This is a genomic window from Streptomyces sp. NPDC101110, assembly GCF_044759525.1.
Lineage (GTDB): Bacteria > Actinomycetota > Actinomycetes > Streptomycetales > Streptomycetaceae > Streptomyces.
Window position 1 is genome coordinate 1 of record NZ_JBIVZM010000014.1, and the last position, 23,741, is coordinate 23,741.

General features: G+C 72.4%; 24 protein-coding genes and 1 pseudogene. 11 read left to right on the forward strand and 14 right to left on the reverse strand.

The features are described from left to right. Positions 1-543, reverse strand: a 543-nt coding sequence (locus ACIQU3_RS28510) for a maltotransferase domain-containing protein (RefSeq protein ID WP_403743863.1), incomplete at its 3' end; no start/stop codon positions are given. A 73-nt stretch (positions 544-616) separates the two neighbouring features. Continuing rightward, entirely contained in the window at positions 617-985 is a 369-nt protein-coding gene (locus ACIQU3_RS28515; RefSeq protein WP_403743865.1) for a DUF5133 domain-containing protein, read from the reverse strand. A 358-nt stretch (positions 986-1,343) separates the two neighbouring features. On the opposite strand from ACIQU3_RS28515, the gene ACIQU3_RS28520 reads away from it, so the two are divergent. Next, the gene (locus tag ACIQU3_RS28520) at positions 1,344-1,856 is read left to right on the forward strand and encodes a pep a2 (RefSeq protein WP_403743867.1); all 513 of its coding nucleotides are present in this window, start codon (positions 1,344-1,346) and stop codon (positions 1,854-1,856) included. Further along, positions 1,853-4,006: a glycogen debranching protein GlgX gene (gene glgX / locus ACIQU3_RS28525; RefSeq protein ID WP_403743869.1), complete on the forward strand. Its 2,154-nt coding sequence runs from the start codon at positions 1,853-1,855 to the stop codon at positions 4,004-4,006. The genes ACIQU3_RS28520 and glgX overlap by 4 nt, the downstream gene beginning before the upstream one ends. A gap of 226 nt (positions 4,007-4,232) precedes the next feature. Here the strand turns inward: glgX and ACIQU3_RS28530 are convergent, their stop codons facing one another. Beyond that, a complete protein-coding gene (locus ACIQU3_RS28530) occupies positions 4,233-5,036 on the reverse strand; it encodes a VOC family protein (RefSeq protein WP_403743872.1) in 804 nt (267 codons plus the stop codon). 246 nt (positions 5,037-5,282) lie between these two features. On the opposite strand from ACIQU3_RS28530, the gene ACIQU3_RS28535 reads away from it, so the two are divergent. After that, positions 5,283-5,603, forward strand: a complete 321-nt coding sequence (locus ACIQU3_RS28535) for an ANTAR domain-containing protein (protein WP_403743874.1) — start codon at positions 5,283-5,285, stop codon at positions 5,601-5,603. Between the two features lie 39 nt (positions 5,604-5,642). Here the strand turns inward: ACIQU3_RS28535 and ACIQU3_RS28540 are convergent, their stop codons facing one another. Next, on the reverse strand, positions 5,643-6,434 hold the full coding sequence (locus ACIQU3_RS28540) for an RNA polymerase sigma factor SigF (RefSeq protein WP_403743876.1): 792 nt from the start codon (positions 6,432-6,434) through the stop codon (positions 5,643-5,645). Between the two features lie 316 nt (positions 6,435-6,750). Here ACIQU3_RS28540 and ACIQU3_RS28545 point away from each other — a divergent pair, with 316 nt between their 5' ends. Beyond that, entirely contained in the window at positions 6,751-7,122 is a 372-nt protein-coding gene (locus ACIQU3_RS28545; RefSeq protein ID WP_403928635.1) for a hypothetical protein, read from the forward strand. Between the two features lie 192 nt (positions 7,123-7,314). Continuing rightward, a complete protein-coding gene (locus ACIQU3_RS28550) occupies positions 7,315-7,836 on the forward strand; it encodes a hypothetical protein (RefSeq protein WP_403743881.1) in 522 nt (173 codons plus the stop codon). A 25-nt stretch (positions 7,837-7,861) separates the two neighbouring features. Here the strand turns inward: ACIQU3_RS28550 and hemC are convergent, their stop codons facing one another. From hemC to ligD, 3 genes are all read right to left on the reverse strand, one after another. Then, positions 7,862-8,797 (reverse strand): hydroxymethylbilane synthase, encoded by a 936-nt coding sequence (hemC, locus tag ACIQU3_RS28555; protein ID WP_403743883.1) that lies wholly within the window; start codon positions 8,795-8,797, stop codon positions 7,862-7,864. Between the two features lie 181 nt (positions 8,798-8,978). Beyond that, entirely contained in the window at positions 8,979-9,758 is a 780-nt protein-coding gene (locus ACIQU3_RS28560; RefSeq protein WP_403743886.1) for an NPP1 family protein, read from the reverse strand. 141 nt (positions 9,759-9,899) lie between these two features. Continuing rightward, positions 9,900-10,880, reverse strand: a complete 981-nt coding sequence (gene ligD / locus ACIQU3_RS28565; protein ID WP_403743997.1) for a non-homologous end-joining DNA ligase — start codon at positions 10,878-10,880, stop codon at positions 9,900-9,902. A 179-nt stretch (positions 10,881-11,059) separates the two neighbouring features. Here ligD and ACIQU3_RS28570 point away from each other — a divergent pair. After that, positions 11,060-11,366: pseudogene (locus ACIQU3_RS28570) on the forward strand (MarR family winged helix-turn-helix transcriptional regulator); the annotation flags it as partial. Positions 11,367-11,472: 106 nt separating this feature from the next. Here the strand turns inward: ACIQU3_RS28570 and ACIQU3_RS28575 are convergent. Then, the gene (locus ACIQU3_RS28575; RefSeq protein WP_403928638.1) at positions 11,473-12,630 is read right to left on the reverse strand and encodes an MFS transporter; all 1,158 of its coding nucleotides are present in this window, start codon (positions 12,628-12,630) and stop codon (positions 11,473-11,475) included. Between the two features lie 90 nt (positions 12,631-12,720). Between ACIQU3_RS28575 and ACIQU3_RS28580 the strand changes: the two genes are divergently transcribed. From ACIQU3_RS28580 to ACIQU3_RS28595, 4 genes are read left to right on the forward strand one after another with little or no spacing between them, the layout of a single operon-like run. Continuing rightward, positions 12,721-13,482: an AraC family transcriptional regulator gene (locus ACIQU3_RS28580; protein WP_403928345.1), complete on the forward strand. Its 762-nt coding sequence runs from the start codon at positions 12,721-12,723 to the stop codon at positions 13,480-13,482. A gap of 50 nt (positions 13,483-13,532) precedes the next feature. Beyond that, positions 13,533-13,913, forward strand: a complete 381-nt coding sequence (locus ACIQU3_RS28585) for a DoxX family protein (protein WP_403743893.1) — start codon at positions 13,533-13,535, stop codon at positions 13,911-13,913. Continuing rightward, complete coding sequence (locus ACIQU3_RS28590; protein ID WP_403928348.1) at positions 13,910-14,377, forward strand: peroxiredoxin; 468 nt, start codon at positions 13,910-13,912, stop codon at positions 14,375-14,377. The genes ACIQU3_RS28585 and ACIQU3_RS28590 overlap by 4 nt, the downstream gene beginning before the upstream one ends. A gap of 60 nt (positions 14,378-14,437) precedes the next feature. Beyond that, positions 14,438-16,780: a SpoIIE family protein phosphatase gene (locus ACIQU3_RS28595; protein WP_403928350.1), complete on the forward strand. Its 2,343-nt coding sequence runs from the start codon at positions 14,438-14,440 to the stop codon at positions 16,778-16,780. Positions 16,781-16,831: 51 nt separating this feature from the next. Here the strand turns inward: ACIQU3_RS28595 and ACIQU3_RS28600 are convergent, their stop codons facing one another. Then, complete coding sequence (locus ACIQU3_RS28600) at positions 16,832-17,446, reverse strand: DNA polymerase ligase N-terminal domain-containing protein (RefSeq protein WP_403743899.1); 615 nt, start codon at positions 17,444-17,446, stop codon at positions 16,832-16,834. A gap of 38 nt (positions 17,447-17,484) precedes the next feature. Further along, positions 17,485-18,315 carry an aldo/keto reductase gene (locus ACIQU3_RS28605; protein ID WP_403743901.1) on the reverse strand — a complete coding sequence of 277 codons (831 nt, stop codon included), beginning with the start codon at positions 18,313-18,315 and terminating at the stop codon, positions 17,485-17,487. 373 nt (positions 18,316-18,688) lie between these two features. On the opposite strand from ACIQU3_RS28605, the gene ACIQU3_RS28610 reads away from it, so the two are divergent. Continuing rightward, entirely contained in the window at positions 18,689-19,663 is a 975-nt protein-coding gene (locus ACIQU3_RS28610) for a TauD/TfdA dioxygenase family protein (protein WP_403743905.1), read from the forward strand. Between the two features lie 31 nt (positions 19,664-19,694). Here ACIQU3_RS28610 and ACIQU3_RS28615 read toward each other — a convergent pair whose 3' ends face one another. The 4 genes from ACIQU3_RS28615 to ACIQU3_RS28630 all read right to left on the reverse strand — a co-directional run bounded on the left by ACIQU3_RS28615 (position 19,695) and on the right by ACIQU3_RS28630 (position 23,718). Beyond that, on the reverse strand, positions 19,695-21,200 hold the full coding sequence (locus ACIQU3_RS28615; protein ID WP_403743908.1) for a metallophosphoesterase family protein: 1,506 nt from the start codon (positions 21,198-21,200) through the stop codon (positions 19,695-19,697). A 47-nt stretch (positions 21,201-21,247) separates the two neighbouring features. Continuing rightward, positions 21,248-22,081 carry an MHYT domain-containing protein gene (locus tag ACIQU3_RS28620; protein ID WP_403928353.1) on the reverse strand — a complete coding sequence of 278 codons (834 nt, stop codon included), beginning with the start codon at positions 22,079-22,081 and terminating at the stop codon, positions 21,248-21,250. Between the two features lie 119 nt (positions 22,082-22,200). Beyond that, the gene (locus ACIQU3_RS28625) at positions 22,201-22,956 is read right to left on the reverse strand and encodes a dienelactone hydrolase family protein (protein ID WP_403743914.1); all 756 of its coding nucleotides are present in this window, start codon (positions 22,954-22,956) and stop codon (positions 22,201-22,203) included. Positions 22,957-23,097: 141 nt separating this feature from the next. Continuing rightward, positions 23,098-23,718, reverse strand: a complete 621-nt coding sequence (locus ACIQU3_RS28630; RefSeq protein ID WP_366718257.1) for an L-threonylcarbamoyladenylate synthase — start codon at positions 23,716-23,718, stop codon at positions 23,098-23,100. Positions 23,719-23,741: the final 23 nt, after the last annotated feature.

The following is a 23,741-nucleotide window of genomic DNA, read 5'->3' on the forward strand; positions in this document are numbered from 1 at the left end:
GTCCCGCAGCGGATACCGGGCCAGCACCGCCTCCACCTCCGGCGTCAGCGCCCCCGCCAGACGGGAAGCCGCAGGACGGCCCTCGTCCCGCAGGGTCTGCGCCGCTGTGAGCAGCACCGAGCGGCCGGCGCCCTTCGGCGTGCCGGCCGCTGCCCGCTCGAACAGTTCCGCGCCCTCTTCCAGGACCAGATCCGGGTCGATGCCCGCCGGGACCTTTATGCCCGCCGTGTGACGCCAGGTGGCCACCGGGTCGCTCCAGGCCTCCACCCGGTACGACCAGCGGCCGACGGCGTTCGCGGTGACCTCGGCGCCCCAGCGGTCGCTGCCGGGGGCGAGCTCGCGCATCGGCGTCCAGGGACCGGGGCGGCCCTCGGGGTCCTCCAGGACGACGTTGGCACCCACCGCGTCGTGCCCCTCCCGGAACACGGTGGCGGTGACCTCGAACGACTCACCCACGACCGCCTTCGCCGGCCGGTTGCCGCCCTCCACGGCCGGGCGGACATCCCGTACCGGGATACGGCCGATGGCCCGGGTCCTCCTCATGGTCCTCACCTCCAGCGTGCTCGAAAGCCGGGCCGCCTGGCCCGGTTCAGGGGACGGGTGTGCGGGAAGGCAGCTACCTTCCCGCCGTGGATCTGCGCTCGGCGGCCGTGGGTCTGCGTTCCGCCGCCGAGGTCCTGCGTCTGACCGCCGTGGCCGGGCGGGGCCGTTCCTTCGGTTCCTGCACGCAGGCGACGTGCTGCTCCTGCAGGCAGGTGATCTGCTGTTCTTGCAGGTAGGCGACGTGGTTCGTGCGCAGGTACCGCTCGGCGGCGTCCGCCGCCTCCCGGGCACAGCGCTTGCCCATCAGCACGCAGAGCGTGTAGCCGGAGTCCTCGAAGGTGGTCCGCACCGTGCGGTCGTTCGGTGCCGCGAGCATCACGCGTTCCCAGGCCCGGTAACGCCGCAACTGCCGGGCGACTTCGGCTTTGGCGGGTAGCAGCATGGCGCCGATCACCTTTCGGGGCTCGAGGGGCACGGTCTCCCGACGGTCGGACGGCGGCCGTGCAGCGGCCGGACCCGTAACGGCGATCGAGTTCTTCACACATGGTGCACGTGTGGACACGCAGCGTCTTGTTGGGTCTTCAATCAATGGCGGTTCGACTGGGCCGTTCGGGCGCCCCGGGCCTGCTCACTTGTGCCCTCTGGCGCCTCAGTTGTGCGCTCGTGTTGCACGGACGGGCTAGCACCCTCACGCTAATGGTGACTCAGAAGCGATAGGCGCTCACGTTCCGTGTTCGGGGCTCGTCCCGCAGGACCGCGGGAGCGAGAAGGAGCTGAGCTTCGCGGTGAGGAGCCGACCGATGAAGACCGCAGTGCCCTGCTACTACCACCTCGACGTGGAAGTCAGCCCGGAACGGGTGGGACAGGTCAGCCGCATTCTGGCCGCTCACCTGAAGTTCTGGGACCTGGACAACCTGATCCAGCCCGTCTGCGGCGGTACCGAGATGCTGCTCAAGGCCATCGACGAACACGCCACGGACAAGAACACGTCGATCGAGATGTGGTGGAACGGGCAGCACCTGATCACCGCCATCGGGGACAACGACCGCGCCCTGCGCCCGGACCAGGAGCTGCGAGGCTGCCTGGAGCACCTCGCCGCCATGAGCGACGGCTGGGGCTGCTGCGCCACCGAGACCGGAAGCAAGGTCATCTGGTTCTCGCAGCGCGCCCGCGCCGGTGAACGCGTCCCGCTGGTGCCCACGGCTCCCGCCCCGCGTGAGAGCGAGGGTCTCGACGTGCCCCGCGAGGAGCGGGTGGTGCGGCTGGCCGGCCCGGTCGGCACCCCGGCCGAGGTCCTGGAGGACGCCCGGTGACGCGCCTGCCGTCGAGGAAAGGGGCGTCCGCCTGGGGCGGGCGCCCCTACCCGCTGGGAGCGGACTACGACGGGGACGGCACCAACTTCGCGCTGTTCAGCGAGGTCGCCGAACGCGTCGAGCTGGTCCTCGTCGACGACGACGGTACCCACACCCGGGTGCCGCTGACCGAGGTCGACGGCTTCGTGTGGCACGGCTACCTCCCCGGCGTCGGCCCCGGCCAGCGCTACGGGTACCGCGTGCACGGGCCGTGGGCCCCGGCCGCGGGCCACCGCTGCAACCCGGCGAAACTGCTGCTCGACCCGTACGCCCACGCGGTGGACGGGCAGATCGACAACCACCCTTCGCTCTATGAGCGCAACCCCGACGGCCCCGACCCGGCCGACAGCGCCGGGCACACCATGCTCGGTGTGGTGACCGACCCGGCCTTCGACTGGGGCGACGACACCCGGCCCGGCCGGTCCTACGCCGACACGGTCATCTACGAGGCACACGTCAAGGGCATGACCCGCCTGCACCCCGAGGTGCCCGAGGAACTCCGGGGCACCTACGCCGGACTGGCACACCCCGCGGTCGTGGAGCACCTGACCTCCCTGGGCGTCACGGCCGTCGAGCTGATGCCGGTCCACCAGTTCGTCCACGACGGGGTGCTGCACGACCGCGGTCTGTCGAACTACTGGGGCTACAACACCATCGGTTTCTTCGCGCCCCACAACGGCTACGCCGCCCACGGCACCCGCGGCGGCCAGGTCGCCGAGTTCAAGCAGATGGTGAAGACCCTGCACGCGGCCGGGCTCGAAGTGATCCTCGACGTGGTCTACAACCACACCGCCGAGGGCAACGAGAGGGGGCCGACGCTGTCCTTCCGCGGGATCGACAACTCCTCCTACTACCGGCTGGTCGACGGCGACTGGGGGCACTACTACGACACCACCGGCACCGGCAACAGCCTGCTGATGCGCCACCCCTACGTCCTGCAGCTGATCATGGACTCGCTGCGGTACTGGGTGACCGAGATGCACGTCGACGGCTTCCGCTTCGACCTCGCGGCGACGCTCGCCCGGCAGTTCCACGAGGTGGACCGGCTGTCGGCGTTCTTCGACCTCATCCAGCAGGACCCGGTGATCAGCCGCGTCAAGCTGATCGCCGAACCGTGGGACGTCGGCGAGGGCGGTTACCAGGTGGGCAACTTCCCGCCCCTGTGGTCCGAGTGGAACGGCATGTACCGCGACGCGGTCCGGGACTTCTGGCGCGGCGAGGACCACACCCTCGGCGAGCTCGCCTCCCGCTTGACGGGGTCCCCGGACCTGTACCGGCACAGCAGGCGCCGGCCCCGCGCCAGCGTCAACTTCGTCACCGCGCACGACGGTTTCACCCTGCGCGACCTCGTCTCGTACAACGGCAAGCACAACGAGGACAACGGCGAGGACAACCGGGACGGCGAGAGCACCAACCGGTCCTGGAACTGCGGCACCGAAGGCGCGACCCGCGACCCGTCCGTGCTGGAGCTGCGCACCCGCCAGCAGCGCAACTTCCTCGCCACCCTGCTGCTCTCCCAGGGCATCCCGATGCTCTGCCACGGCGACGAACTCGGGCGCACCCAGGGCGGCAACAACAACGCCTACTGCCAGGACAACGAGATCTCCTGGATCGACTGGCGGCTCACCGAGGAGCAGCGCGACCTCCTGGAGTTCACCCGGTACGTCATCCGGCTGCGCAGGGGCCACCCCGTCCTGCGCCGGCGCCGGTTCTTCCTCGGCGAGACCCTGACCCGCGCGGACCAGCCGCTGCCCGACCTGGTGTGGCTGGCGCCGGACGCCGGCGAGATGACCCACGACGACTGGCGGCGCGGCGACGCGCACTCCGTGGGCGTCTTCCTCAACGGCGACGCCATCGCCGAACCCGATCCGCGGGGGCGCCCGGTCGTCGACGACTCGTTCCTGCTGCTCCTCAACAGTCACTGGGAGCCGGTCGACTTCCGCCTTCCGGACCGCTCCTACGGCGAATGCTGGAGGGCCCTCATCGACACGGCGGACCCGGAGGCCACTCCGGACGAGTCCGAGCACAAGGCCGGGACGGGCCTCACCGTGGGCGCCCGCAGCCTGGTCCTGCTGTCCCGCCCGTCACGGGCGGCGCGTGGGGAGGAGTGACGCCGGGCGAGCGGCGGCACGTGTGAGGGGGTGACGCCCGCCGGGCGTCACCCCCTCACACGTGATGCGCTGTGCGCGGGAAGCGACGGCGCGCGGCAGCGCGAAGGACGTGACCACGCGGCAGTGCGAAGTACGCGACCGCGCGGCAGCGCGAAGGAGGTGACCTCGCGCGGCGGTGACGGGGATCAGCGGTCGCGGCGCGCGGGCGGCACGGCAGTCGCGGGGATCAGCGGTCGCGGCGCGCGGTCACGGTGAACTGTGCGCCGTCGTGGTCGCGCAGCACCGCCTCGTCGCTGCCCTTGGACAGGACGCTGCCGCCGTGGAGTTCGGCGGCCCGGGCGCAGGCCTCCACGTCGTCGACGGAGAAGTGGACCTGCCAGTGCGGCCGGATCGCGGGGTCGGGGGCCGCCTCCAGCACCCCCGACTCGATCCGGGCCACCACGTCCCCGCGGCTGCGCAGCACGACCTCGCCGCCCTCGTAGTGGACCTCGCAGCAGCCGGGCCGCTGGGTCGCCCAGTCGAGGATCTCGCCGTAGAAGATCGCCGCGTCGAAGGCGTCCCGGGTGTGCAGCGTGATGAAGGCCGGCTGCGCGTTGCGCCAGGTCTCCCAGTCGGTGAAGAGGTCGCCCTCCCAGATGCCGAAGGTCGCACCGTCCCGGTCGGCGAGCAGCGCCGCCCGCCCCGGCGGCAGCGAGATCGGCCCCACCGCGACCGTCCCCATGCGCTCCTGCACCCGCGCCACCGCTTCGTCCGCGCTGCGCACCGCGAAGTACGGCGTCCACGCCACCGCCATCTGCCACATGGTCGCCACCCCCGCGATGCCGGCCACCGGCGAGCCGTCGACCAGCGCGATCCGGAAGCGGTCGCCCAGCTTGGCAGGCCGCCACTGCCAGCCCAGCACGGCACCGTAGAACTCCTCGGTCGCCTTGACGTCCCGGCTGGTCAGGCTCACCCAACAGGGCGCACCGAACACGGAGTGTGATGAGACGACGTCCTTGGTGCCGGAGGAGGTGGGCATGTCGTGGTTCATGGCAGTCGCGTCCTGATCTCGTCGGCCTGGCAGCCACCGGAGGATTGACACCAGTGTCCAACCGGAACCGCTGTGGGCGCCTGCCGAGTACCCCGGCCAGGGCGCCGAAACGGTGTCCCGCCTGGTCCGCCCCGGTGGCACCGGGCGGGCCGAGTGACGACGATGGATGGGTCGGACACTGCGTCAAGGTACTCAAGCATCCGGCGGGACCTCCGGCGCAGCGGCGCACCGCACCCGGAGGTGACCATGCCCACGGACGGGGGCTCGGACCGGATCCTCGAACTGCAGGAAGAGGTCCAGCAACTGAAGGAGGCGGTCGCCTCCCATGCCGTCGTGGACCAGGCGATCGGGATGATCGTGGCACTCGGCAGGATCTCTCCCGACCGGGGGTGGGCCGTGCTGAAGGAGGTGTCGCAGCACACCAACATCAAGCTGCGCAACGTCGCCGAGCTGATCCTCGTCTGGGGGCGCACGGGCCTGATGCCCGAGGAGATCCGGTCCGTCCTGGAGGACGCCCTCGACCGCGCCGGACCGACGCAGATCCCCGGATCCCCGCCGGAGGTGTGATCCCGGCGGCGGTCCGGTCCGGAACCCCACGCCCCCGCTTCAGCGGGCCTCGGCGAGCAGTTCCTCGCGCAGATGGGCGAAGCAGCTGCTGAGCAACCGGGACACGTGCATCTGTGAGATGCCGAGCTGTTCGGCGATGCGGCTCTGTGTCATGCCCTTGAAGAATCGCAGATACAGGATGATCCGTTCACGCTCCGGCAGCGCTTCGAGGCAGGGCCGGACGGCCACCCGGTTGACGACGGTGTCGAAGGCCGGGTCGGGTCCGCCGATCGCGTCCCCGAGCGCGTAGCCGTCGGTCCCGGGCATCTCGGCCTCCAGAGACAGCGCCGAGAAGCACTCCAGGGCCTCCATGCCGGTGCGCACCTCGCCCTCGGTGAGCTGGGCGTACTCGGCGATCTCGGCGACGGTCGGGGCGCGCCCCGGGGTGGTCTGCGACAGCTCCTTCGCCGCGTGCCGCACCCGGTTGCGCAGGTCCTGGACCCGGCGGGGCACGTGCAGCGTCCACATGTGGTCGCGGAAGTGGCGCTTGATCTCGCCGGTGACCGTCGGTACCGCGTACGCCTCGAAGGCGTTGCCGCGGGCCGGGTCGTAGTGGTCGACCGCCTTCACGAGCCCCAGTGCGGCGACCTGGTACAGGTCCTCGAGGGCCTCGCCACGGCCCCGGAAGCGGACGGCGATCCGCTCGGCCATGGGGAGCCAGGCCTCGACCAGCTCGTCCCGAAGAGCCTTGCGCTCGGGCCCCTCGGGCAGAACGGCGAGACGTGCGAACGCCGCCGCGGTGTCGGGGGCGTCGTCGTGGGGGTGCGTTCGGGTGCTGCCGGCGATACGCATGGTGCGCACCTCCCTGCGCAGGTGCTGAATGGGGACAGACACCGTGGGAAGCGCGGCCACGGACCTCACGGAAAGCACCGGGAGTCCGGGCGGCCGGCTCCCCACATACGTGCCTCCTGTCCGAAGCACTAACAATTCAGACAATACGGCATTTGGGGGACGTGGGCGCTCTCGAGACCGCCACCCTTTCGCGTACACCGCGTGACCTCATCCGCCCTCGAACCACCCCTGACCCTTCTTGACCTCGGCTTGGACCGGCCGGCTCCGTTGCAGAACCGATGTCGGCGGCACGGAGCCGGGGGCCTCCCCCGAAGAGCTGACCGACGGGCTCGGCTGGGTCCGGTGGCTGCTCCGGCGGCGCCTGCGGCGGCAACCGCCCGCCCCGCGGCCGCGCGGTGCCGAGGTGGAACTGCTGCGCCTGGTCGTGGCTCGCCGGCCCGGCGTCGGCGTCTCCGGCGCGGCGAAGGGGCCCGGTCCGGCGGCGAACTCGGTGTCCGCCCTGATCAACCGGCTGGTGGGGGCCGGCCGCGTGGTCCGCGAGACGGGTCACGCGGACCGGCGGGCCGCCCTGCCGCCGCGCACCCCCCTTGTTCTCCGGCCCCAGTCGTCCGGCTTCGCCGTGCTGTGCGTCGGCGCCGCACTCGGCGTCGCCGCGGCCTGGGTGCCGCTGGGCCGTCCGGCCCGTTGATCTTCACTCGTGGAAGTGATGTGCGGCACGCCTGGGCAAGCGCTTTCCCCCGCTCCTTCCGGATAACCGCTGGGCACGGCTTGATCACCGATCAAAAAGGATGAACTGCCAGGCCACAGCGCATTCTGCTCATTTGACAGTGCGCTGAGGGCACAGATAGGAAGCAGCTTCCAGAGGTCGAGAGGGTGCAGCGTGTACGAGCCGAACGTGGTCGGGGACTGGCAGGAGTACGACGAGCATGCCGGTCTGCGCGTCCGCGTCCACCGTCTGGAACTGGCCGAGCCGCCCCGCGGCCGGGACGACGCCGCCGACGGACTGACGTACTTCTGCCTCCGGGTGACGGTCGAGAACCGCGGCAGCCGCCATCTCGGTGTGCACCTGGAGGACGGTCAGATCGACGTCCGCCTCGGGCCGGACGGGGAGAGTGCCTTCATCGACTGGCGCAACTCGCAGTTCATCGAGGGCTTCGACGTCTACCCGCTGCGCCGGGCCACCGCCGTGCTCTACGCGGCCGGCGCCGAGGCCTCCCTGGGCCTGGTCGACGTCCAGGTGCAGCTGCGCGTCGAGGAGGAGTGGGCCGACCGCCGGCTGTGGTCGGGCGGCATCGGCGTGCACGAGGGCGCCGCCGCCGGTCAGCAGGGCGCGGTGCGGGACAGCCTGGCGCACCAGGTGAGCGTCTTCCTGCGGGATCAGGCGGAGGAAGGCACCGCCTGATCCGGCGTCAGGGCGCCCGCGCGGGTCAGTGCGGGATGCCGTCGATGATCTCGCGCGCACCCTGACGCAGCAGGGCCACGGCGACCGAGGTGCCGAGGGTGGCCGGGTCGAGCCGGCCCGCCCACTCGTGGGCGTTGAGGCGCGTCTTGCCGTCCGGAGTGAACACACAGGCCCGCAGGGACAGTTCGCCGCTGCGGTCCACCTGCGCGAACCCGGCGATGGGGCTGTTGCAGTGCCCTTGGAGCACATGCAGGAACATGCGCTCGGCGGTGGTCTCCCGATGGGTGTCCGGATCGCCCAGACCGCTCACCGCGTCGATCAGCGCGGTGTCGCCCTCACGGCACTGAAGCGCCAGTACGCCCGCGCCGATGGGCGGCATCATCGTCTCGGTCGAGAGGATCTCGCTGATGACGTCCGCGCGGCCGATGCGCTCCAGACCGGAGACCGCGAGCAGCAGCGCGTCCGCCTCCCCGGCGGCCAGCTTCGCGAGGCGCTTGTTGGCGTTGCCGCGGAAGGGCACGCACTCCAGGTGCGGGTGCGTGGCGGCCAGCTGCGCGACGCGGCGCACCGAGGAGGTGCCGATCCGGGTCCCGGCCGGCAACTCGTCCAGGGTGAGCCCGCCCGGGTGAATCAGGGCGTCGCGGATGTCGTCCCGCTTCAGGAACGCGGCGAACACCGTGCCCGCCGGGAGCGGACGGTCGGCCGGCACGTCCTTCACGCAGTGCACGGCGAGGTCGGCCTCGCCCGCCAGCAGCGCCGCGTCGACCTCCTTGGTGAACGCGCCCTTGCCTTCGACCTGGGACAGATCACCCATCCACTTGTCGCCGGTGGTCTTCACCGGCACGACCTCGGTGCGCACTCCGGGGCGGGCGGCGGCCAACTCGGCCCGGACACGCTCCACCTGGGCGAGCGCCATGGGGGAGTCACGGGAGACGATGCGAATCAGTTCGGGGGCGGACATGCGGCCACGATAGACCCTCTCGCGGGTGCGTTCGTGCCGTACCTCCCCCGACCGCCGGGCGACGCACGCCAGTTCGGGACGAGTGGATCTCCCGCGGCACGGCGCCGCCTCACCGTGTGGCGGGGCGGCACCGGCACGAGTCCGGCCCGGCAGGGGGCGGCCCCTGGCCCGGTCGCGCGTGTCAGGCGTACGGGTCGAAGGAGATGCCCGAGGGCTTGGCCTTCGCGAGGTGGCCCGCGAAGTCGCCGTCCTTCAGGCCGAAATGGGCGCTGCCGAAGTCGTACGACGTGAGCTTGTCGCGCACCCCGGCCGGGTAGCCGTTCCAGCCGACCAGTGCCGGGTACTGCCAGGTGCGCTTGTGGTTCTCCGGAGGCTCGTCCTTCGTGTTCGCGGCGCGGAAGCAGTGCGTGCTGATGCCGTCCTTGTGGTAGACGACCTTCGCGTGCGTGCCGTCGAAGCGGATCGCGGACGCCGCGCGCACGGTGAACGAGCCGTGGTTGGACGTCGACACGTACTTGACCTGGTTGTCCTGCACGAACACCGCGACGTGCTCGAAGTCGTGCCGGTGGCCGCCGATGCCGCTGCCGGCCACGGCCTGGTCCTTCTCGAAGTAGAGGGCGTACAGGATGGCGCACCAGCCGTTGTTGCACTTGGAGCGCGCGTAGCCGTTGGTGTTGTCGAGGTCCGAGGCGTCCCGGCAGTTGCCGTTCAGGGCGCCGCTCGGTTTGAGACCGCCGTTCACCGTGCCGTCCGGGCCGATCGCCGGCGTGGAGTAGCAGCCGTCGGTGTCGTAGTCGTAAGCGGGCTGGTACGTCTGCTCCAGCGGGTCCGCGTTGGCGGGCAGTGCCGACGGCGGGGCCGCGAAGGCCGTGGCGGGGGCCGCCAGGACGAGGGCGGCGGCACCGGCCGCTCCGGTGAGCCATCTCCTGCTGTGGCGGGCGAACGTGCGTGACGACGACACTGCGTCCTCCTTGGTCCGGGCGCAGCCCAACGGCTGTGGGGGGAACGGGGGTTCAGCTTCCAGGCTGAACGCGTCCATGCCAAGAGGGGCGGAGGATCTCAGGGCGAATCGCAGCCTGACAGTGGGAGATCCGGCGTCGTTTCAGACCATGTCGTCCGGGATGTCGGCCGCCGCCTCCTCGGGCGCCAGATCGGGCCGGAGCCGCAGCCAGGACGGCTGCCTCAGCAACCCCTCCCGGGTGCGGGTGCTGTAGCGGACCTCACCGACCAGGCGGGGGACCACCCAGTGCGCTCCCGGCGCCCGGGGGGCCGGGTCGAAGGGGCAGACCCCGGTCGCGGCGGCCTCCAGCAGCCCGGCGAGTTCCGTGCGTTCGGCCTCGCTCCAGCCTGTGCCCACACTGCCGACGTAGCGCAGCCGGCCCGCGGCGCGCTGCCCGACCAGCACCGCGCCGGGCAGGCCGGTGAGCCGTCCCCTGCCGGGCTGCCAGCCGCCGACCAGGACGTCCTCCGTGCGCATGTTGCGGATCTTGATCCAGGCCCGGGAGCGGGTCCCCGGTTCGTACACGGAGTCCAGCCGCTTGCAGACCAGGCCCTCCAGGCCGTGCTCCCGGGTGGCGCGCAGGGCCTCGGCGCCGTGGCCGACGAGTGCGCGCGGGGTCGACCAGGAGGGCCCGGTGAGGCCGAGGTCCTCCAGCGTGGCGCGGCGTCGGGCGTAGGGGAGGCGCAGGAGGGAGTGGTCCTCCAGGTGCATCAGGTCGAACAGCACGAGGTGGACGGGGACCTCGGCCGCCCGCCGGGCTGCCCTGGCCGGCGCGTGGGCCAGGCCCATCCGGGACTGCAGCAACTGGAAGCTCGCGCGGCCCTCGGCGTCCAGGGCCATGACCTCGCCGTCCAGCACGGCGGGTGTGGAACCGAGCGCGGTGGCCAGCGGACCGAGTTCGGGGTAGGCGGCGGTGATGTCGTCCCCGGAGCGGGCGCGCAGCAGCACGGTGCCGTCCCCGGGCAGATAGACGACCACCCGCTGACCGTCCTGCTTGGTCTCGTAGGCCCAGCGCGCGTCCTGCGCGGCGGGCGGCAGGGCGCCGGACGTGGCGAGCATGGGCGGGATCAGCGGCAGGTCCACGGGTGAGGTGTCGACGGACCGGTGGGCCCTCACGCGTGTTCTCCGGCTGTTTCCCCTGAACGGCGCCGACACGAGGCCCGGTCCAGGGTCCGCCCCGCACCCGCCCGGTCCAGGGTCCGCCCCGCACCCGCCCCGCCCGATTTACTTGACTCACGCAACGAGATGATGGCCTGGTGCTCATGTCCACACCACCGCTCCCCTGCGTTCCGACCCCGGAAGTGATCGAGATCGAGCGTGAGCTCACCCGCATCACCCACCTGAGCACCCGCGCCCGCCGGCACGACCGGCTGATGGCCCTGGCGGGCGTACCGCTGGACCGCGCCGCCGTGGCGCTGCTGCGACAGGTGGCCGACTCCGAGCCGCTGCGGCCCGGGGAGCTCGCCGCGCGGCTGGGCGTGGAGGCCTCGCACGTCACGCGTACCGTGCGGCAGCTGCCAGAAGTCCGGGTACGTCACCCGCGTCCCCGCCCCGGACGACCGCCTCGCTGCGGCAGCTCGCCACGCTGTTCCACCGATGGTCGACGACTTCCTTGCCCACGGCGACGAGGAAGGCGAATCCCGGTCGGTTCCGGACGGGCCGGCCTGATCGCCTGTCAGCGTGCGGCCGGGTCAAGCGGATCCGTCCGCACGGCGGCCGCCGCTCCCGCGGCCGCCGGTTCGCGCACGCCGCACAGCAGCAGCCGGCCGAGTGCGGGCAACGCGATGAGCGGCAGCAGGGCCGACCGGAGGGACGTCGCGTCGGCCAGTGCCCCGAGCGCGGGCGCCACGAGGCCTCCGACGCTCACGGTGAGGCCCAGCGTGACCCCGCTCGCGGTGCCCACGCGCCGGGGCAGAAAGTCCTGGCCCAGGGTGATGTGCAGCGAGAACGGCACATACAGCCCCGCCGACGTCAGCGCCACGAACAGGTAGACGGGCGGCCCGGGCACCAGAACCAGCCCGGCGACGGCCAAGACCGTCAGGGTGTACGACCGGCGCACCACCGCCACCCTGCCGTACCGCTCCGCCAGCCGGCCCCCGGCCAGCGTGCCGAGCGCCCCGCCGGCGTAGAGCAAGAACAGCGCCGCCGTACCGGCCCCCTCCCCGCCACCGGTGCGTTCGCGCGCGTACAGCGAGACGAAGGCGCTCAGGCCGACGAACACCACGGAGCGGCACGCCACGGCCCCGGACAGCCGCAGGAAGGACCGCCAGTCGTCCTCGCCGACGGCGGCGGACGCGCCGGCACTCCCCGGGCCGGGCCCCGCGGCCCGCACGGCCGCCGCACACAGCGCCGCACCCGCCAGGGCGGGGACGACCAGCAGGGGAGAGGCGCGCAGCCCGCCCGTGGCCACCACAGTGAAGACCAGCAGGGGCGCCAGGGCGAAGCCGGCGTTGCCGCCGAAGGAGAACCAGCCCATCGCGGTGTGACGTCCGTGCGCCACGGCCCGCGCCACCCGCGCGGCCTCCGGATGGTAGGCGGCCACACCCACCCCCGACACGGCCACCACCACCAGGGTCAGCGTGTAGGAGCCGGACACCCCGCTCAGGGCGACGCCCGTCCCGGCCGTCAGCGCGCTCAGCGGCAGCAGCCACGGCATCGCCCACCGGTCGGTGAGCACCCCGAACAGCGGCTGCAACAGTGACGACAGCAGGGACGCCGCCAGGACGACACCCGAAGCGGCGGCATACGAGTAGGCGCGCTCGGCGACGAAGTACGGCACCAGGGCGGCGACGGCCCCCTGATACACATCCACACAGGCGTGCCCCAAGGACATCAGGGCGACGGGTCGATCGCGTCTCGAAGTGGTCACCCGGCGATCGTCGTCCGCGGGCCGTGCGGCCCGCTTCCGATAATCTGCCGTACTGTGCCGAACATCCGCCACACGCCCACCGCGCCCACCCGCGCCCAGCGGCTCACCGCCGGCGACCGCATCGAGGCGCACCGGCACGACGACCACCAGATCGTCTACGCGGGTGCCGGTGTCGTGGCCGTCACGACCGACGCCGGCACCTGGTTCGCCCCCGGCACCCGCGCCATCTGGGTCCCGGCCGGCACCGTGCACGCCCACCGCGCCCACGGCCGCCTCGACCTCCACCTGGTCGGCCTGCCCGCCGAGGAGAACCCCCTCGGCCTGGACCACCCGGCCGTCCTCGCCGTCAGCCCGCTGCTGCGCGAGCTGATCCTCGCCTACACCCGCGACCCGGGCGACCGCAGCCCGGAGCGGCACCGGCTGCGCGCCGTGCTGTGCGACCAGCTCCTCGTCTCGCCCCAGCAGCCCCTGCGCCTGCCGGCTCCCGCCGACCCACGGCTGGCCGCCGTCTGCGCACTCGTGCACACCGACCCGGCCGACGTCCGCACCCTCGCCGAGCTCGGGGCGGCGACCGGCGTGGGGGAGCGGACCCTCAGCCGGCTCTTCCGCGGTGAGTTCGGCATGACGTTCCCCCAGTGGCGCACCCAGTCGCGGCTCTACCACGCCCTGCGGATGCTCGCCGACGGCCTGCCCGTCACGACCGTCGCACATCGCTGCGGCTGGTCCTCCGCGAGCGCCTTCATCGACGTCTTCCGCCGCTCCTTCGGTTACACGCCGGGCAGACATCACGGGCACTCCCGGGGCCCGGTGGACTGACCTGACTACCGACCGGTAATAATGCGCGGCAGGCCTTCAGAGGAGGAACCGTGCCCCGGTCCGAACGCTCACCCCTGCTGCTCGCCGGCCTGCTGGCCACCGCGGGCGTCGCACACTTCGCCAGCCCCCGCCCGTTCGACGCCACCATCCCGCGCGGCCTGCCCGGTACGCCCAGGGCCTGGACCTACGCGAGCGGCGCCGCCGAACTCGCGCTGGCCGCCGGTCTGGCGCTGCCCCGCACCCGCAAGGCCGCCGCCCTGGCCACGGCGGCGTTCTTCGTCGGAGTGTTCCCCGCCAACGTCAAGATGGCCGCCGACTGGCGCCACCGCCCCGCCCCGCAGAAGGCCGCCGCCTTCGGGCGCCTGCCCCTGCAGGTGCCCCTCGTGCTCTGGGCCCGCGGCGTGGCCCGGAACGCGGAGGGCAGGTCGTGACCGCGCGCGTGGAGCCCGGGGACAAGGTCGAGGACTTCGCCCTGCCCGACGAGACCGGCACCGTGCGCAGCCTGTCCGGGCTGCTCGCCGAGGGTCCCGTCGTGCTCTTCTTCTACCCGGCCGCACTCACCCCGGGCTGCACCGCCCAGGCCTGCCACTTCCGCGACCTGGCAGCCGAGTTCGCCGCCGTCGGAGCGCGCCCCGTCGGCATCAGCGGCGACGCCGTCGAACGGCAGCAGGAGTTCGCCGGACGGCACGGCCTCGGCATGCCGTTGCTGTCCGACGCCGACGGGGCGGTCCGTGAGCGGTTCGGCGTGAAGCGCGGCTTCTCTCTGGCGCCCACCAAGCGCACCACCTTCGTCATAGCGCGGGACGGCACCGTCCTCGACGTCGTCCGCAGCGAACTGCGCATGAACGCGCACGCCGACCGGGCCCTCACCGCGCTGCGCTCCCACCGGCCCTGACACCGTTGTGAATGCCGCACCGCGGTTGATAGCGGGCAGCAAAGGGATGATCCTGGACGAATGGAGGACGCCTCCGCTGCTGCGATCATCGACGCCCGCGGCATTCTGACGGGGTGGAGCGAGGGAGCCCGGCGGCTGACCGGCTATCCGGCCCGCGAGGCCCTGGGCCGTGCCGTGCGGGAGCTGCTCGCCGAGTCCGTGCCGCCCGAGGCGATGTCCGCCCGGTCCGGCACCGTCATGGTGCGCCACCGCGACGGCTACCTCGTCGGGCTCCGCGTCAGAGCCTGCGCCGTGACCGGCCCGGACGGGGAAGCGGGCGGATACGTCATCACGGCCGCCTCGCCCGGCCGCGGGGAGACGTCCCTCGCCGGCCGTGCCTTCCAGCAGGCGTCCATGTCGATGTCCGTCTTCGACGTCAACCAGCGCTACCTGCGGCTCAACGACGCCGCGTGCCACGTGATGGGCGTGTCCGAGGAGACCCTGCTCGGCCGGCACTTCCCGGAGACCGTGGAAGAGGCGGAGCACAGCCGCGGCTTCAACTGGCACCTCCGGCACGTCGTCGAGACCGGCCGGCCGCTGAGGTACGAGAGCTACACCGGAGCCCCCGCCCTCAACCGCGAGCACGCCTGGGTCACCGAGATGTGGCCGGTCCGGGACGCCGCCGGCGAACTCGTGGGGACCGCCCTGGCCGCCTTCGACAGCACCGAGCAGTACTGGGCCCGGCAGCGGCTGGCCCTGCTGAACGAGGCCGCCGCCGCCATCGGCACCACCCTGGACGTGGTCCGCACGGCCGAGGAGCTGGTCGGGGTCGTGGTGCCCCGCTTCGCGGACTTCGCGAGTGTGGACCTGTTCGACTGGGTCCTCGGCGCGGACGAGCCGCCGACGGCGGCCGCGCCGGAGATCACGCTGCGCCGGGTCGCGCACGGATCCGTCACCGAAGGCACCCCGGAAGCGGCCGTCCATCTGGGAGAGGTGGACGTCTACCCGTCCTTCTCCCCGATCGCCAGGGCCATGCGCGAGGGCCGGGCCGTCCTCAGCCAGGCGGGGGAACCGGCGTTCATGCGCTGGGTGGCCGAACGCAACTCACGAGCCCCGCAAGGACGCCCCTACCGCAAGGGCGTCCACTCGATGATGGCCGTACCACTGCGGGCCCGAGGCACCATGCTCGGCGTCGCCGTGGCCGTGCGGGTGGCACAGCCCGACGACTACGCCGACGACGACGCCGTGTTCGCCGAGGAACTCGCCAGCCGGGCGGCCGTCTGCGTCGACAACGCCCGCCGCTTCGCCCGCGAGCGCACCACCGCCCTCGCCCTCCAGCACAGCCTGCTGCCCAGGGGACTGCCCGGCCAGGCCGCCGCCCAGGTCGCCCACCGCTATCTGCCGTCCGGCTCGGCCGCCGGCATCGGCGGTGACTGGTTCGACGTGATCCCGCTCTCCGGCAGCCGCGTCGCACTGGTCGTCGGGGACGTCGTGGGGCACGGCATCCCCTCGACGGCGACCATGGGCCGGCTGGTCACCGCCGTCCGCACCCTCGCCGACGTGGACCTCCCGCCGGACGAACTCCTCACCCACCTCGACGACCTGGTCACCCATCTCGCCTCGGACGACCAGGGCGACGAGGTCGCCGAGCTCGGCGCGACCTGCCTCTACGCCGTCTACGACCCCGTGACACGCCGCCTGGACCTGGCCGCCGCCGGGCACCCCGCGCCCGCCCTGGTCCTGCCCGACGGATCCGCCCGGCTCATCCCCATGAGCGCGGGGCCCCCACTGGGCGTGGGCGGACTGCCGTTCGAGGCGACGGAGCTCCAGCTGCCCGAGGGCTCCGTCGTCGCCCTCTACACCGACGGGCTCGTCGAGGACCGCGACCGCGACGTCGACCACGCCACCGCCGAGCTGTGCCGCGCCCTGACCGTGCCCGCGGACTCGCTGGACGCGCTGTGCGACACCGTGCTGAAGGCCGTACTCCCGGAGGAGCCCGGCGACGACGTGGCCCTGCTGCTGGCCCGCACCCGGGCGCTGGGCGCCGACCAGGTCGCCACCTGGGACGTCACACCCGACCCGGCGGAGGTCGCCACCACGCGGCAGGCCGCCACCGACCAGCTCACCGCATGGGGGCTGGACGAGACGGCCTTCGTCACCGAACTCGTCGTCAGCGAACTGGTCACCAACGCCATCCGGTACGGCGCCCCGCCCATCCAGCTCCGGCTGATCCGGGACCAGACCCTCATCTGCGAGGTGTCCGACGGCAGTTCGACCTCACCGCACCTGCGGCGCGCCCAGCAGGACGACGAAGGGGGCCGCGGCCTGCTGCTGGTCGCCCAGCTCACCCAGCGCTGGGGCAGCCGGCAGACCACCCGGGGCAAGACGATCTGGTGCGAACAGCCACTCACACCACTGCTCTGAACGACTCGGCACACCAGGCCGGCCGCGGCACGAGGAGACGGCCGCCACCGCTCACTCCCCGGCCGCGTCCGAGGCGACCTGGGCGAGCGTACGGCCGGACTTCGCCGAACGGGCACGGCGCGGATCGGGAGCGCCGCGAGAACGGGCCGCGTCCCCGGACCGTTTCACGAGCAGCCAGGCCTCCTCGCCGTCACCGCTGCGGTCCCCGCGAAACCGTGTCAGGGCGTACTCGCCGTGCAGCTTCGCACCGCGCAGCCGGAACGTGGCGTGCCCGCGCTCCAGCGACTCGGCGAAGCCGACGGGCCGGCCCTGACGGTCATGACTCAACGGCTCGTACGTACCGCGGTCCCAGACGATCACCGTGCCGCCGCCGTACTCGCCGCTCGGGATCACGCCTTCGAACTCCTCGTACTCCAGCGGATGGTCCTCCGTGGGCACGGCCAGCCGCTTGTCCTTCGGGTCGGCCGAGGGGCCCTTGGGGATCGACCAGGACTTCAGCACGTCGTTCACCTGGAGCCGGAAGTCGAAGTGCATCGTGCTCGCATCGTGGATCTGCACCACGAACCGGGGCGGGCCCCCGGTGGAGGCACCTGGTCCCCGGGGCTCGCCGGTCCGGTCGAAGTCGCGTCTGCCGCGGTAGTCCCGCAGCCGGTCCCGATCGGCCACCTGCGGCTCCTTCCTGTCTCGCGCGCCCCGGGTACCCGTCAGAACTCCTCGTGTACCTCCGGGTCGCCGCCCACCCGCCGGTGGGACCGGGCCGCGACGGCCCGCATCTCGTCCTCGCCCAGCTCGAAACCGAACACGTCGCGGTTGGCGCGTTGCCGTTCGGGGTTGGCCGACTTCGGGATCGGTACCGCGCCCAGCTGGGTGTGCCAGCGCAGCACGACCTGCCCCGGTGACACCCCGTGCGCCTCGGCGATCCGTGCCACGGCGGGATCCTCCAGCAGGTTGGTGCCACGTCCCAGCGGGCTCCAGCTCTCGGTGACGATGCCCTTGCCCGCGTGAAAGGCGCGCAGTTCGTCCTGCGGCAGCAGCGGGTGCAGCTCGATCTGGTTGACGGAGGGCAGCACCCCGGTCTCCTGCTCCAGCCGCTCGATGTGCCCGGCCGTGAAGTTGGAGACGCCGATCGACCGGACGAGCCCCTCCTCGCGCAGCCTGATCATGGCCTTCCAGGAGTCGACGTAGCGGTCCACGCGCGGCAGCGGCCAGTGGATCAGGTACAGATCGACGTACTCCAGGCCGAGGCGGGCCCGGGACTCCTCGAAGGAGGCGAGTGTCTCCTCGTATCCGTGGTGCCGGCCCGGGAGTTTCGTCGTGACGACGACGTCCTCACGCGGCACCACCCCGGAGCCCACGCCCCGCCCGACCCCCGTCTCGTTGCGGTAGTTCGTCGCCGTGTCGATCAGGCGGTAGCCCGCCTCCAGGGCCGAGAGCACCGCCTGCTGCGCCTCGTCGTCGCCGAGCGGCCAGGTGCCGAGGCCCAGGGCGGGGAGCGTCGTACCGTCGTTGAGCGTGTGCGTCGGGATGCTGATCACTGTCGGGCCTTCCCGTTGACTGTCGTGCGGCTGTGTCGTCCCTCCAGCGTCACGGACGGGGTGAGCAACGATCAACCGGACAGGCCCGGTCGCCACCGGAACCGCATGAGGGAGCGGCACGCCCGCTGGTCGCGGTCGTCGGCGAGCCGGTCGTGGATCACCCGGTGCACCTACCCGCGCTGCTCCTCGTCGCGAAAGCCCGCCGGCAGGCCCGTCAAGGTCACGGGGCCTGACGTCAGCGACGCGGTCCGGCGTGCCTCGACCGGTTCTCCGGCGGCTCCGGCCGGCCCGTGGCGGCACGGTCGCCCTCGGCGGAGATCACTGCCACGATCTCCGGGAAGGCAGAACCAGGGCCACGACCAGCGGAGCGTTCATGACGACGGACAGCCGGACGACGGACGAGGCGGCACGGGAGGCCGGGGTGGAGGTGAAACCGGTGGCCGGGTACATCGGCGCGGAGATCGGCGGTGTCGATCTGGCCGCGGACCTCGACGACGCCGTGGTCGCCGCCATCAGAGCCGCGGTGCTGCGGTGGAAGGTGGTGTTCTTCAGGGGGCAGCGGCTGGACCACACCGGGCACGTGGCCCTGGCACGGCGCTTCGGGGAGCCGGTGGTGCTGCCGCGACGGGGCAAGGCCTCGCCCCCCGACTTCCCCGAGGTCGAGACGACGGCCGACCGGCTCGAGCTGGGCGGGCGGTTCGGGATGGAGCACGACGAGTGGCTGCGCCGCCGCCGTCACACGCTGCTGCGCGGCTGGCACTGCGACCACGGTGCCCGCGTCGACCCGCCCGCCGCGACGATCCTGCGCGCCGAGACCGTGCCGCCCTACGGCGGCGACACCACCTGGGCGAACCTGGCGGCGGCGTACGCCGGACTGTCCGCGCCGCTGCGGCGGTTCGTCGACGGGCTGCGGGCCGAGCACCGGCTCGGCGTCGGCTACCAGCCACGGCCCGGTGAGGACGCCTACGTCCGGCACCTGCTGGACCGGCAGGTCGCCTCCCTGCACCCGCTGGTGCGCGTCCACCCCGAGACCGGGGAGCGGATCCTCTACGTCAACGGCTACTACGTCGAGCAGATCGACGGTCTCTCCCGGCCCGAGAGCGGTGCGGTCCTGGAGATGCTGCTGGAGCAGGCGGTCCGGCCCGAGTACACGGTCCGGTTCCGCTGGGAGCCGGGCAGCGTGGCGTTCTGGGACAACCGCGCCACCATGCACCTGGCTCCCGGCGACACCGCCCACCTCGGCCGTCCGAGGATCATGCACCGCGTGATGCTCGCCGGGGACGTGCCGGTCGGGGTGGACGGCACGCCGTCGGAGCCGATCACCGGGACCGAGCCGGGCCGCTGGTGACCCCCGGGCCCGGGCAGTCCCGTCGACGCCGTCAGCGCAGGGGGATCGTCACCTCGTCCTCGACCGGCGGGTCGATCTCCTGGGCGCGGTTGCCGGTCGCCGCGTAACAGCGCAGCCGGACCGACTCGGGGGAGACGTCCAGGCGCAGGAAGCACTTGAAGAACGGCGGGTCGTACGTCGCCGAGCTCGGCGAGAACAGCGACGTGTAGATCTTCCGCACCGGCAGCCGGAACCGCTTGGCCCGGTCGGGGCGGCGGCCGGTGCCGAGCAGCCCGGCGACCATACGGACGCGCCGGGTGAGGCGGGCCGGGGCACCCGGGGCGCGGGTGGGTTTGATGCCGAGCCGCTCGGCGATCACAGCCGTCGCCTCGGCCTCGGTGAGCGTGAAGAAACGGCGCATCCGCAGCCGGCGGCCGTAGAGACGGCTGTAGAAGGCCAGCGAGTCGCCGCGCAGCGGGTAGCAGCGGAAGTCCTGCTCGGTGACGCCCGCGACGTCGACGCGCGGGATCGTGTGGGTGGCGTGCATGAACGCGCCGCCCCCGCCCGCGACGACGTACTGGAGCGTGCGGCCGTCGTCCAGCCGCACCGGGTAGCGCTGGTAGTTGTGGATGTCGCCGCCGATCGCCGCCACGTAGTGGTGGTCCGGGTCGCGGACGATGTCGTCGACGGTGCCGCCGCCTTCGACGGCGCACGGCTCGCGCCGCCCGTCCACGTACAGCGGCGAGCCGGTGACGAGGATCTTCGGCCGGGGTCCCCGGGACACCTCGCGCAGCCACGCGCCCTGCTCGGCGTCGAGGGTGCCGAGCAGCCCCGTGTCGATGCCGATGATGCGCAGCGGACCGGCGTCGATCGCCCAGTACGGGCCCGGCTGGACGGCCCGCTGTCCGGGCGCGTCACGCAACTTCCGCGCCTGCGACAGGCGTTGTCCCTCGTCCGGACGCGGCCTGTGCCACAGCAGCGACCGCAGCCAGGCCCGGGTGAGGGGGCGCGGCCGGGGTTCGGCCGGCAGGGGCGGGGCGTCGTCGCAGAAGACGCGCATGAAACCGCCGAGGTCCTCGTACCAGTCGTGGTTGCCGGGTATGGCGTAGATCGGCGCCCGGTAGTCCTGGTAGGGGCGGAAGAACTTGGTGCCGTAGTCGTCCGCGCTGCCGACCGGGTAGATCACGTCACTGGCCAGCACGGCGAAACGGGTGTCCTGACCGGTCTTCAGAAAGCCCGGCACCACCGCGTACTGCGGGTCGTCGCCCTCGCCGGTGTCGCCGATGACCAGGAACGAGAACCGGTCCGGGTCGTCCCGGCGGATCACCTTGTCGGCCGGTGCGCCGGAGGCAGCCCGCTGCGCCACCCACCGGCTGCGCGTCCGGCCCGTGGGGTCCCCGAACCAGGAGGCCAGCACGCCGTTGCGGGCGACCCACAGCATCTTCGGGTTCAGCCAGGAGATCTTCTCGGCCGCCGACGGCATCAACTGACGGTACGCGCCCCGTTCGCTGGTGCCCCAGCCGGCGCCTTCGGCGGTATCGCGTGAGGAGTCGGACACCGGTGCACCGTAACAATCGATCCGGGTCCCGTCCGCAGGCGGGCCGCTCACCGTTCGCGTGCGGCCGTCCGCGACGCGCGCCACGAAGGCCCGTGCCGGGACGCCGAGTTGGCGGCGGGGACGTCAGGCCGGGATGCCGACGACCCCTCGCCCAGCACCAGCAGCGGATCGAACATCACGACGACCCCGGCCAGCAGCAGGAAGCCCACCGGCCCGACCAGCATCGGCAGCAGCAGGGATGTGGGTGATTCGCCCGCCCATGTCCCGCCGGTCGTGTCGTGCACATGGATGCTGACGGCGGCCATGCCCGTGTAGTGCATCCCGGACACCGCCACACCCATCACCAGGCTCGCCCCGAGACTGGTCAGGAAGCCGCGGATGGTGACGGCGGACCACAGTGCAGCCGTCGCGGCGCAGACGGCGATCAGCACGGACAGGGCGACACCGGCCGGGTCGTAGCCGACGTCGCCGTTCAGTCGCATCGCCGCCATGCCGAGGTAGTGCATGCCCGCCACGCCCAGCCCGGTGACGGCGCCCGCGACCGCCAGGGTGACACCGCTCGTGCCGCGGTACCCGACGATGAACACACCGACGCCCACCACGGCGACGGCCACGACGAGACTGAGCACCGTCGTGGCCGCGTCGTACCGGACCCGGGTCTCCTCCACATGGAAACCGATCATGGCGATGAAGTGCATCGTCCAGATGCCGCATCCGATGGAGGCGGCGCCCAACGCCAGCCAGCCCGCCTTCCACGACGGTGCGTCGGGCAGCGAGCGCACGATGCACCGCAGCCCCAGGGCCCCGCCCAGACAGGCCATCAGATAGGCCGCCACCGGGGTCACCGCACCGTAGCGGAACCCGTCGACCGTGCCGTCCATGAGCCAACTCCCCCGCATCCTGACCGGTGTTCAGCAAGGTCTACGCGCAGGGATCGGAGGAGAGCAAGCCCTTACCGCGGGTAGGCCGTCAACTCACGGGGCGGGAGGGCCGATCGAGGTCAGAATGTGCGCTTCAGCAGGTCGAGCAGTGCCGACCAGTGCCGCTCGTCGCCCTCCTGGTGGTACGCCGCGGTGTCGGCCTGCGTGAAACCGTGCGGCGCGCCCGCGTACACCTCGCACCGGTGGCGCACACCCGCCGCCGTCAGAGCCTGCTCCAGGCGCTCGATCTGCTCCTCGGGCAGGGAGTGGTCCTGGTCGGCGTGGCCGAAGTACAGCTCGGCGGTGACCTTGCCGGCCACCAGGTGGGGGCTGTCCGGGGTGTCGGTGGCCAGCCGCCCGCCGTGGAAGCCGGCCGCGGCCGCGACCCGGTCCGGACAGGTGCCCGCGGTCAGCAGCGAGAGGCGGGCGCCCATGCAGTACCCGGTCAGCGCCACCGGGCCGTCGGCCACCGCGGGCGACTCGGCCAGCCACCGCAGATACGCGCCGGCGTCCCGCGTCGCCCGCTCGTTCGTCAGCTCCCGCATGGCCGGCCCGATGCGCTCGAATATCTCCGGACGCGCCCCCGGGTCGATGAATTCGGGAAGGCCGAACAGGGGGGCGCGCCCGTGCCGGTAGAACAGGTTCGGCACCAGCACCGTGTACCCCTCGGCGGCGAGCCGGCCGGCCATGGACCGCAGCTGCGGACGCAGACCGAAGGCGTCCATGAAGAGCAGGACCGCCGGGTGGGCGGCCCCGTCGGCGGGGTGGGCCAGATACGCGTCGGCGGCGCCGTCCCCGGTGGGGATGTCGACGGCGGTTCCCTGTACGGCGGTCATGGCTGAGCTGCCTCTCTGCGGGGGTGGTCGGAACCCGTCCGCGTGACCGGGCGGATCACGGGCATCGTGACATGCCCTTCCCGGGGCAAATCGCCCACCCCAGCCATCCGGTTGAACCATGAACGGCCGTTGGTGCGCGCTTTACTCGAACCGTGACGGGTCGCCCGCGCCGTACCGCACGATCTCGGCCTCCCCGCCGGAGAAGTCGACGACCGTCGTCGGCTCGGTACCGCAGTCCCCGGAGTCGACCACCCCGTCCAGCACGTGGTCGAGCAGGTCCTTGATCTCCCAGCCCTGCGTCATCGGCTCCTCCTCGCCGGGCAGCAGCAGGGTGCTGGACAGCAGCGGCTCACCGAGCTCGGCGAGCAGGGCCTGCGTGACGACGTGGTCGGGGATGCGCACCCCGACGGTCTTCTTCTTGGGGTGCTGCAGCACGCGCGGCACCTCCTTCGTCGCGGGCAGGATGAACGTGTAGCTGCCGGGCGTCGACGCCTTGATCGCGCGGAACACGTCGTTGTCGATCCGCACGAACTGACCGAGCTGCGCGAAGTCCTGGCACACGAGGGTGAAGTGGTGCCGGTCGTCCAGCTTGCGGATCGTACGGATCCGGTCGATGCCGTCGCGGCTGCCGATGCGGCAGCCCAGTGCGTAGCAGGAGTCCGTGGGGTAGGCGACAAGAGCGTCGGCGCGGATGCTGTCGGCGATCTGGCCGATGGTGCGGGCCTGCGGATTGTCGGGGTGCACGTCGTAGTACTTCGCCATCCACCGAGCTTATGCCGCCGGTG

Bases quoted from the DNA above. Each gene is read 5' to 3' on its own strand.
- ACIQU3_RS28515 (WP_403743865.1), bottom strand. From the start codon at position 985: ATGCTGCTACCCGCCAAAGCCGAAGTCGCCCGGCAGTTGCGGCGTTAC.
- ACIQU3_RS28520 (WP_403743867.1), top strand. From the start codon at position 1,344: ATGAAGACCGCAGTGCCCTGCTACTACCACCTCGACGTGGAAGTCAGC.
- ACIQU3_RS28530 (WP_403743872.1), bottom strand. From the start codon at position 5,036: ATGAACCACGACATGCCCACCTCCTCCGGCACCAAGGACGTCGTCTCA.
- ACIQU3_RS28535 (WP_403743874.1), top strand. From the start codon at position 5,283: ATGCCCACGGACGGGGGCTCGGACCGGATCCTCGAACTGCAGGAAGAG.
- ACIQU3_RS28540 (WP_403743876.1), bottom strand. From the start codon at position 6,434: ATGCGTATCGCCGGCAGCACCCGAACGCACCCCCACGACGACGCCCCC.
- hemC (WP_403743883.1), bottom strand. From the start codon at position 8,797: ATGTCCGCCCCCGAACTGATTCGCATCGTCTCCCGTGACTCCCCCATG.
- ACIQU3_RS28575 (WP_403928638.1), bottom strand. From the start codon at position 12,630: ATGTCCTTGGGGCACGCCTGTGTGGATGTGTATCAGGGGGCCGTCGCC.
- ACIQU3_RS28595 (WP_403928350.1), top strand. From the start codon at position 14,438: ATGGAGGACGCCTCCGCTGCTGCGATCATCGACGCCCGCGGCATTCTG.
- ACIQU3_RS28610 (WP_403743905.1), top strand. From the start codon at position 18,689: ATGACGACGGACAGCCGGACGACGGACGAGGCGGCACGGGAGGCCGGG.
- ACIQU3_RS28620 (WP_403928353.1), bottom strand. From the start codon at position 22,081: ATGGACGGCACGGTCGACGGGTTCCGCTACGGTGCGGTGACCCCGGTG.
- ACIQU3_RS28625 (WP_403743914.1), bottom strand. From the start codon at position 22,956: ATGACCGCCGTACAGGGAACCGCCGTCGACATCCCCACCGGGGACGGC.
- ACIQU3_RS28630 (WP_366718257.1), bottom strand. From the start codon at position 23,718: ATGGCGAAGTACTACGACGTGCACCCCGACAATCCGCAGGCCCGCACC.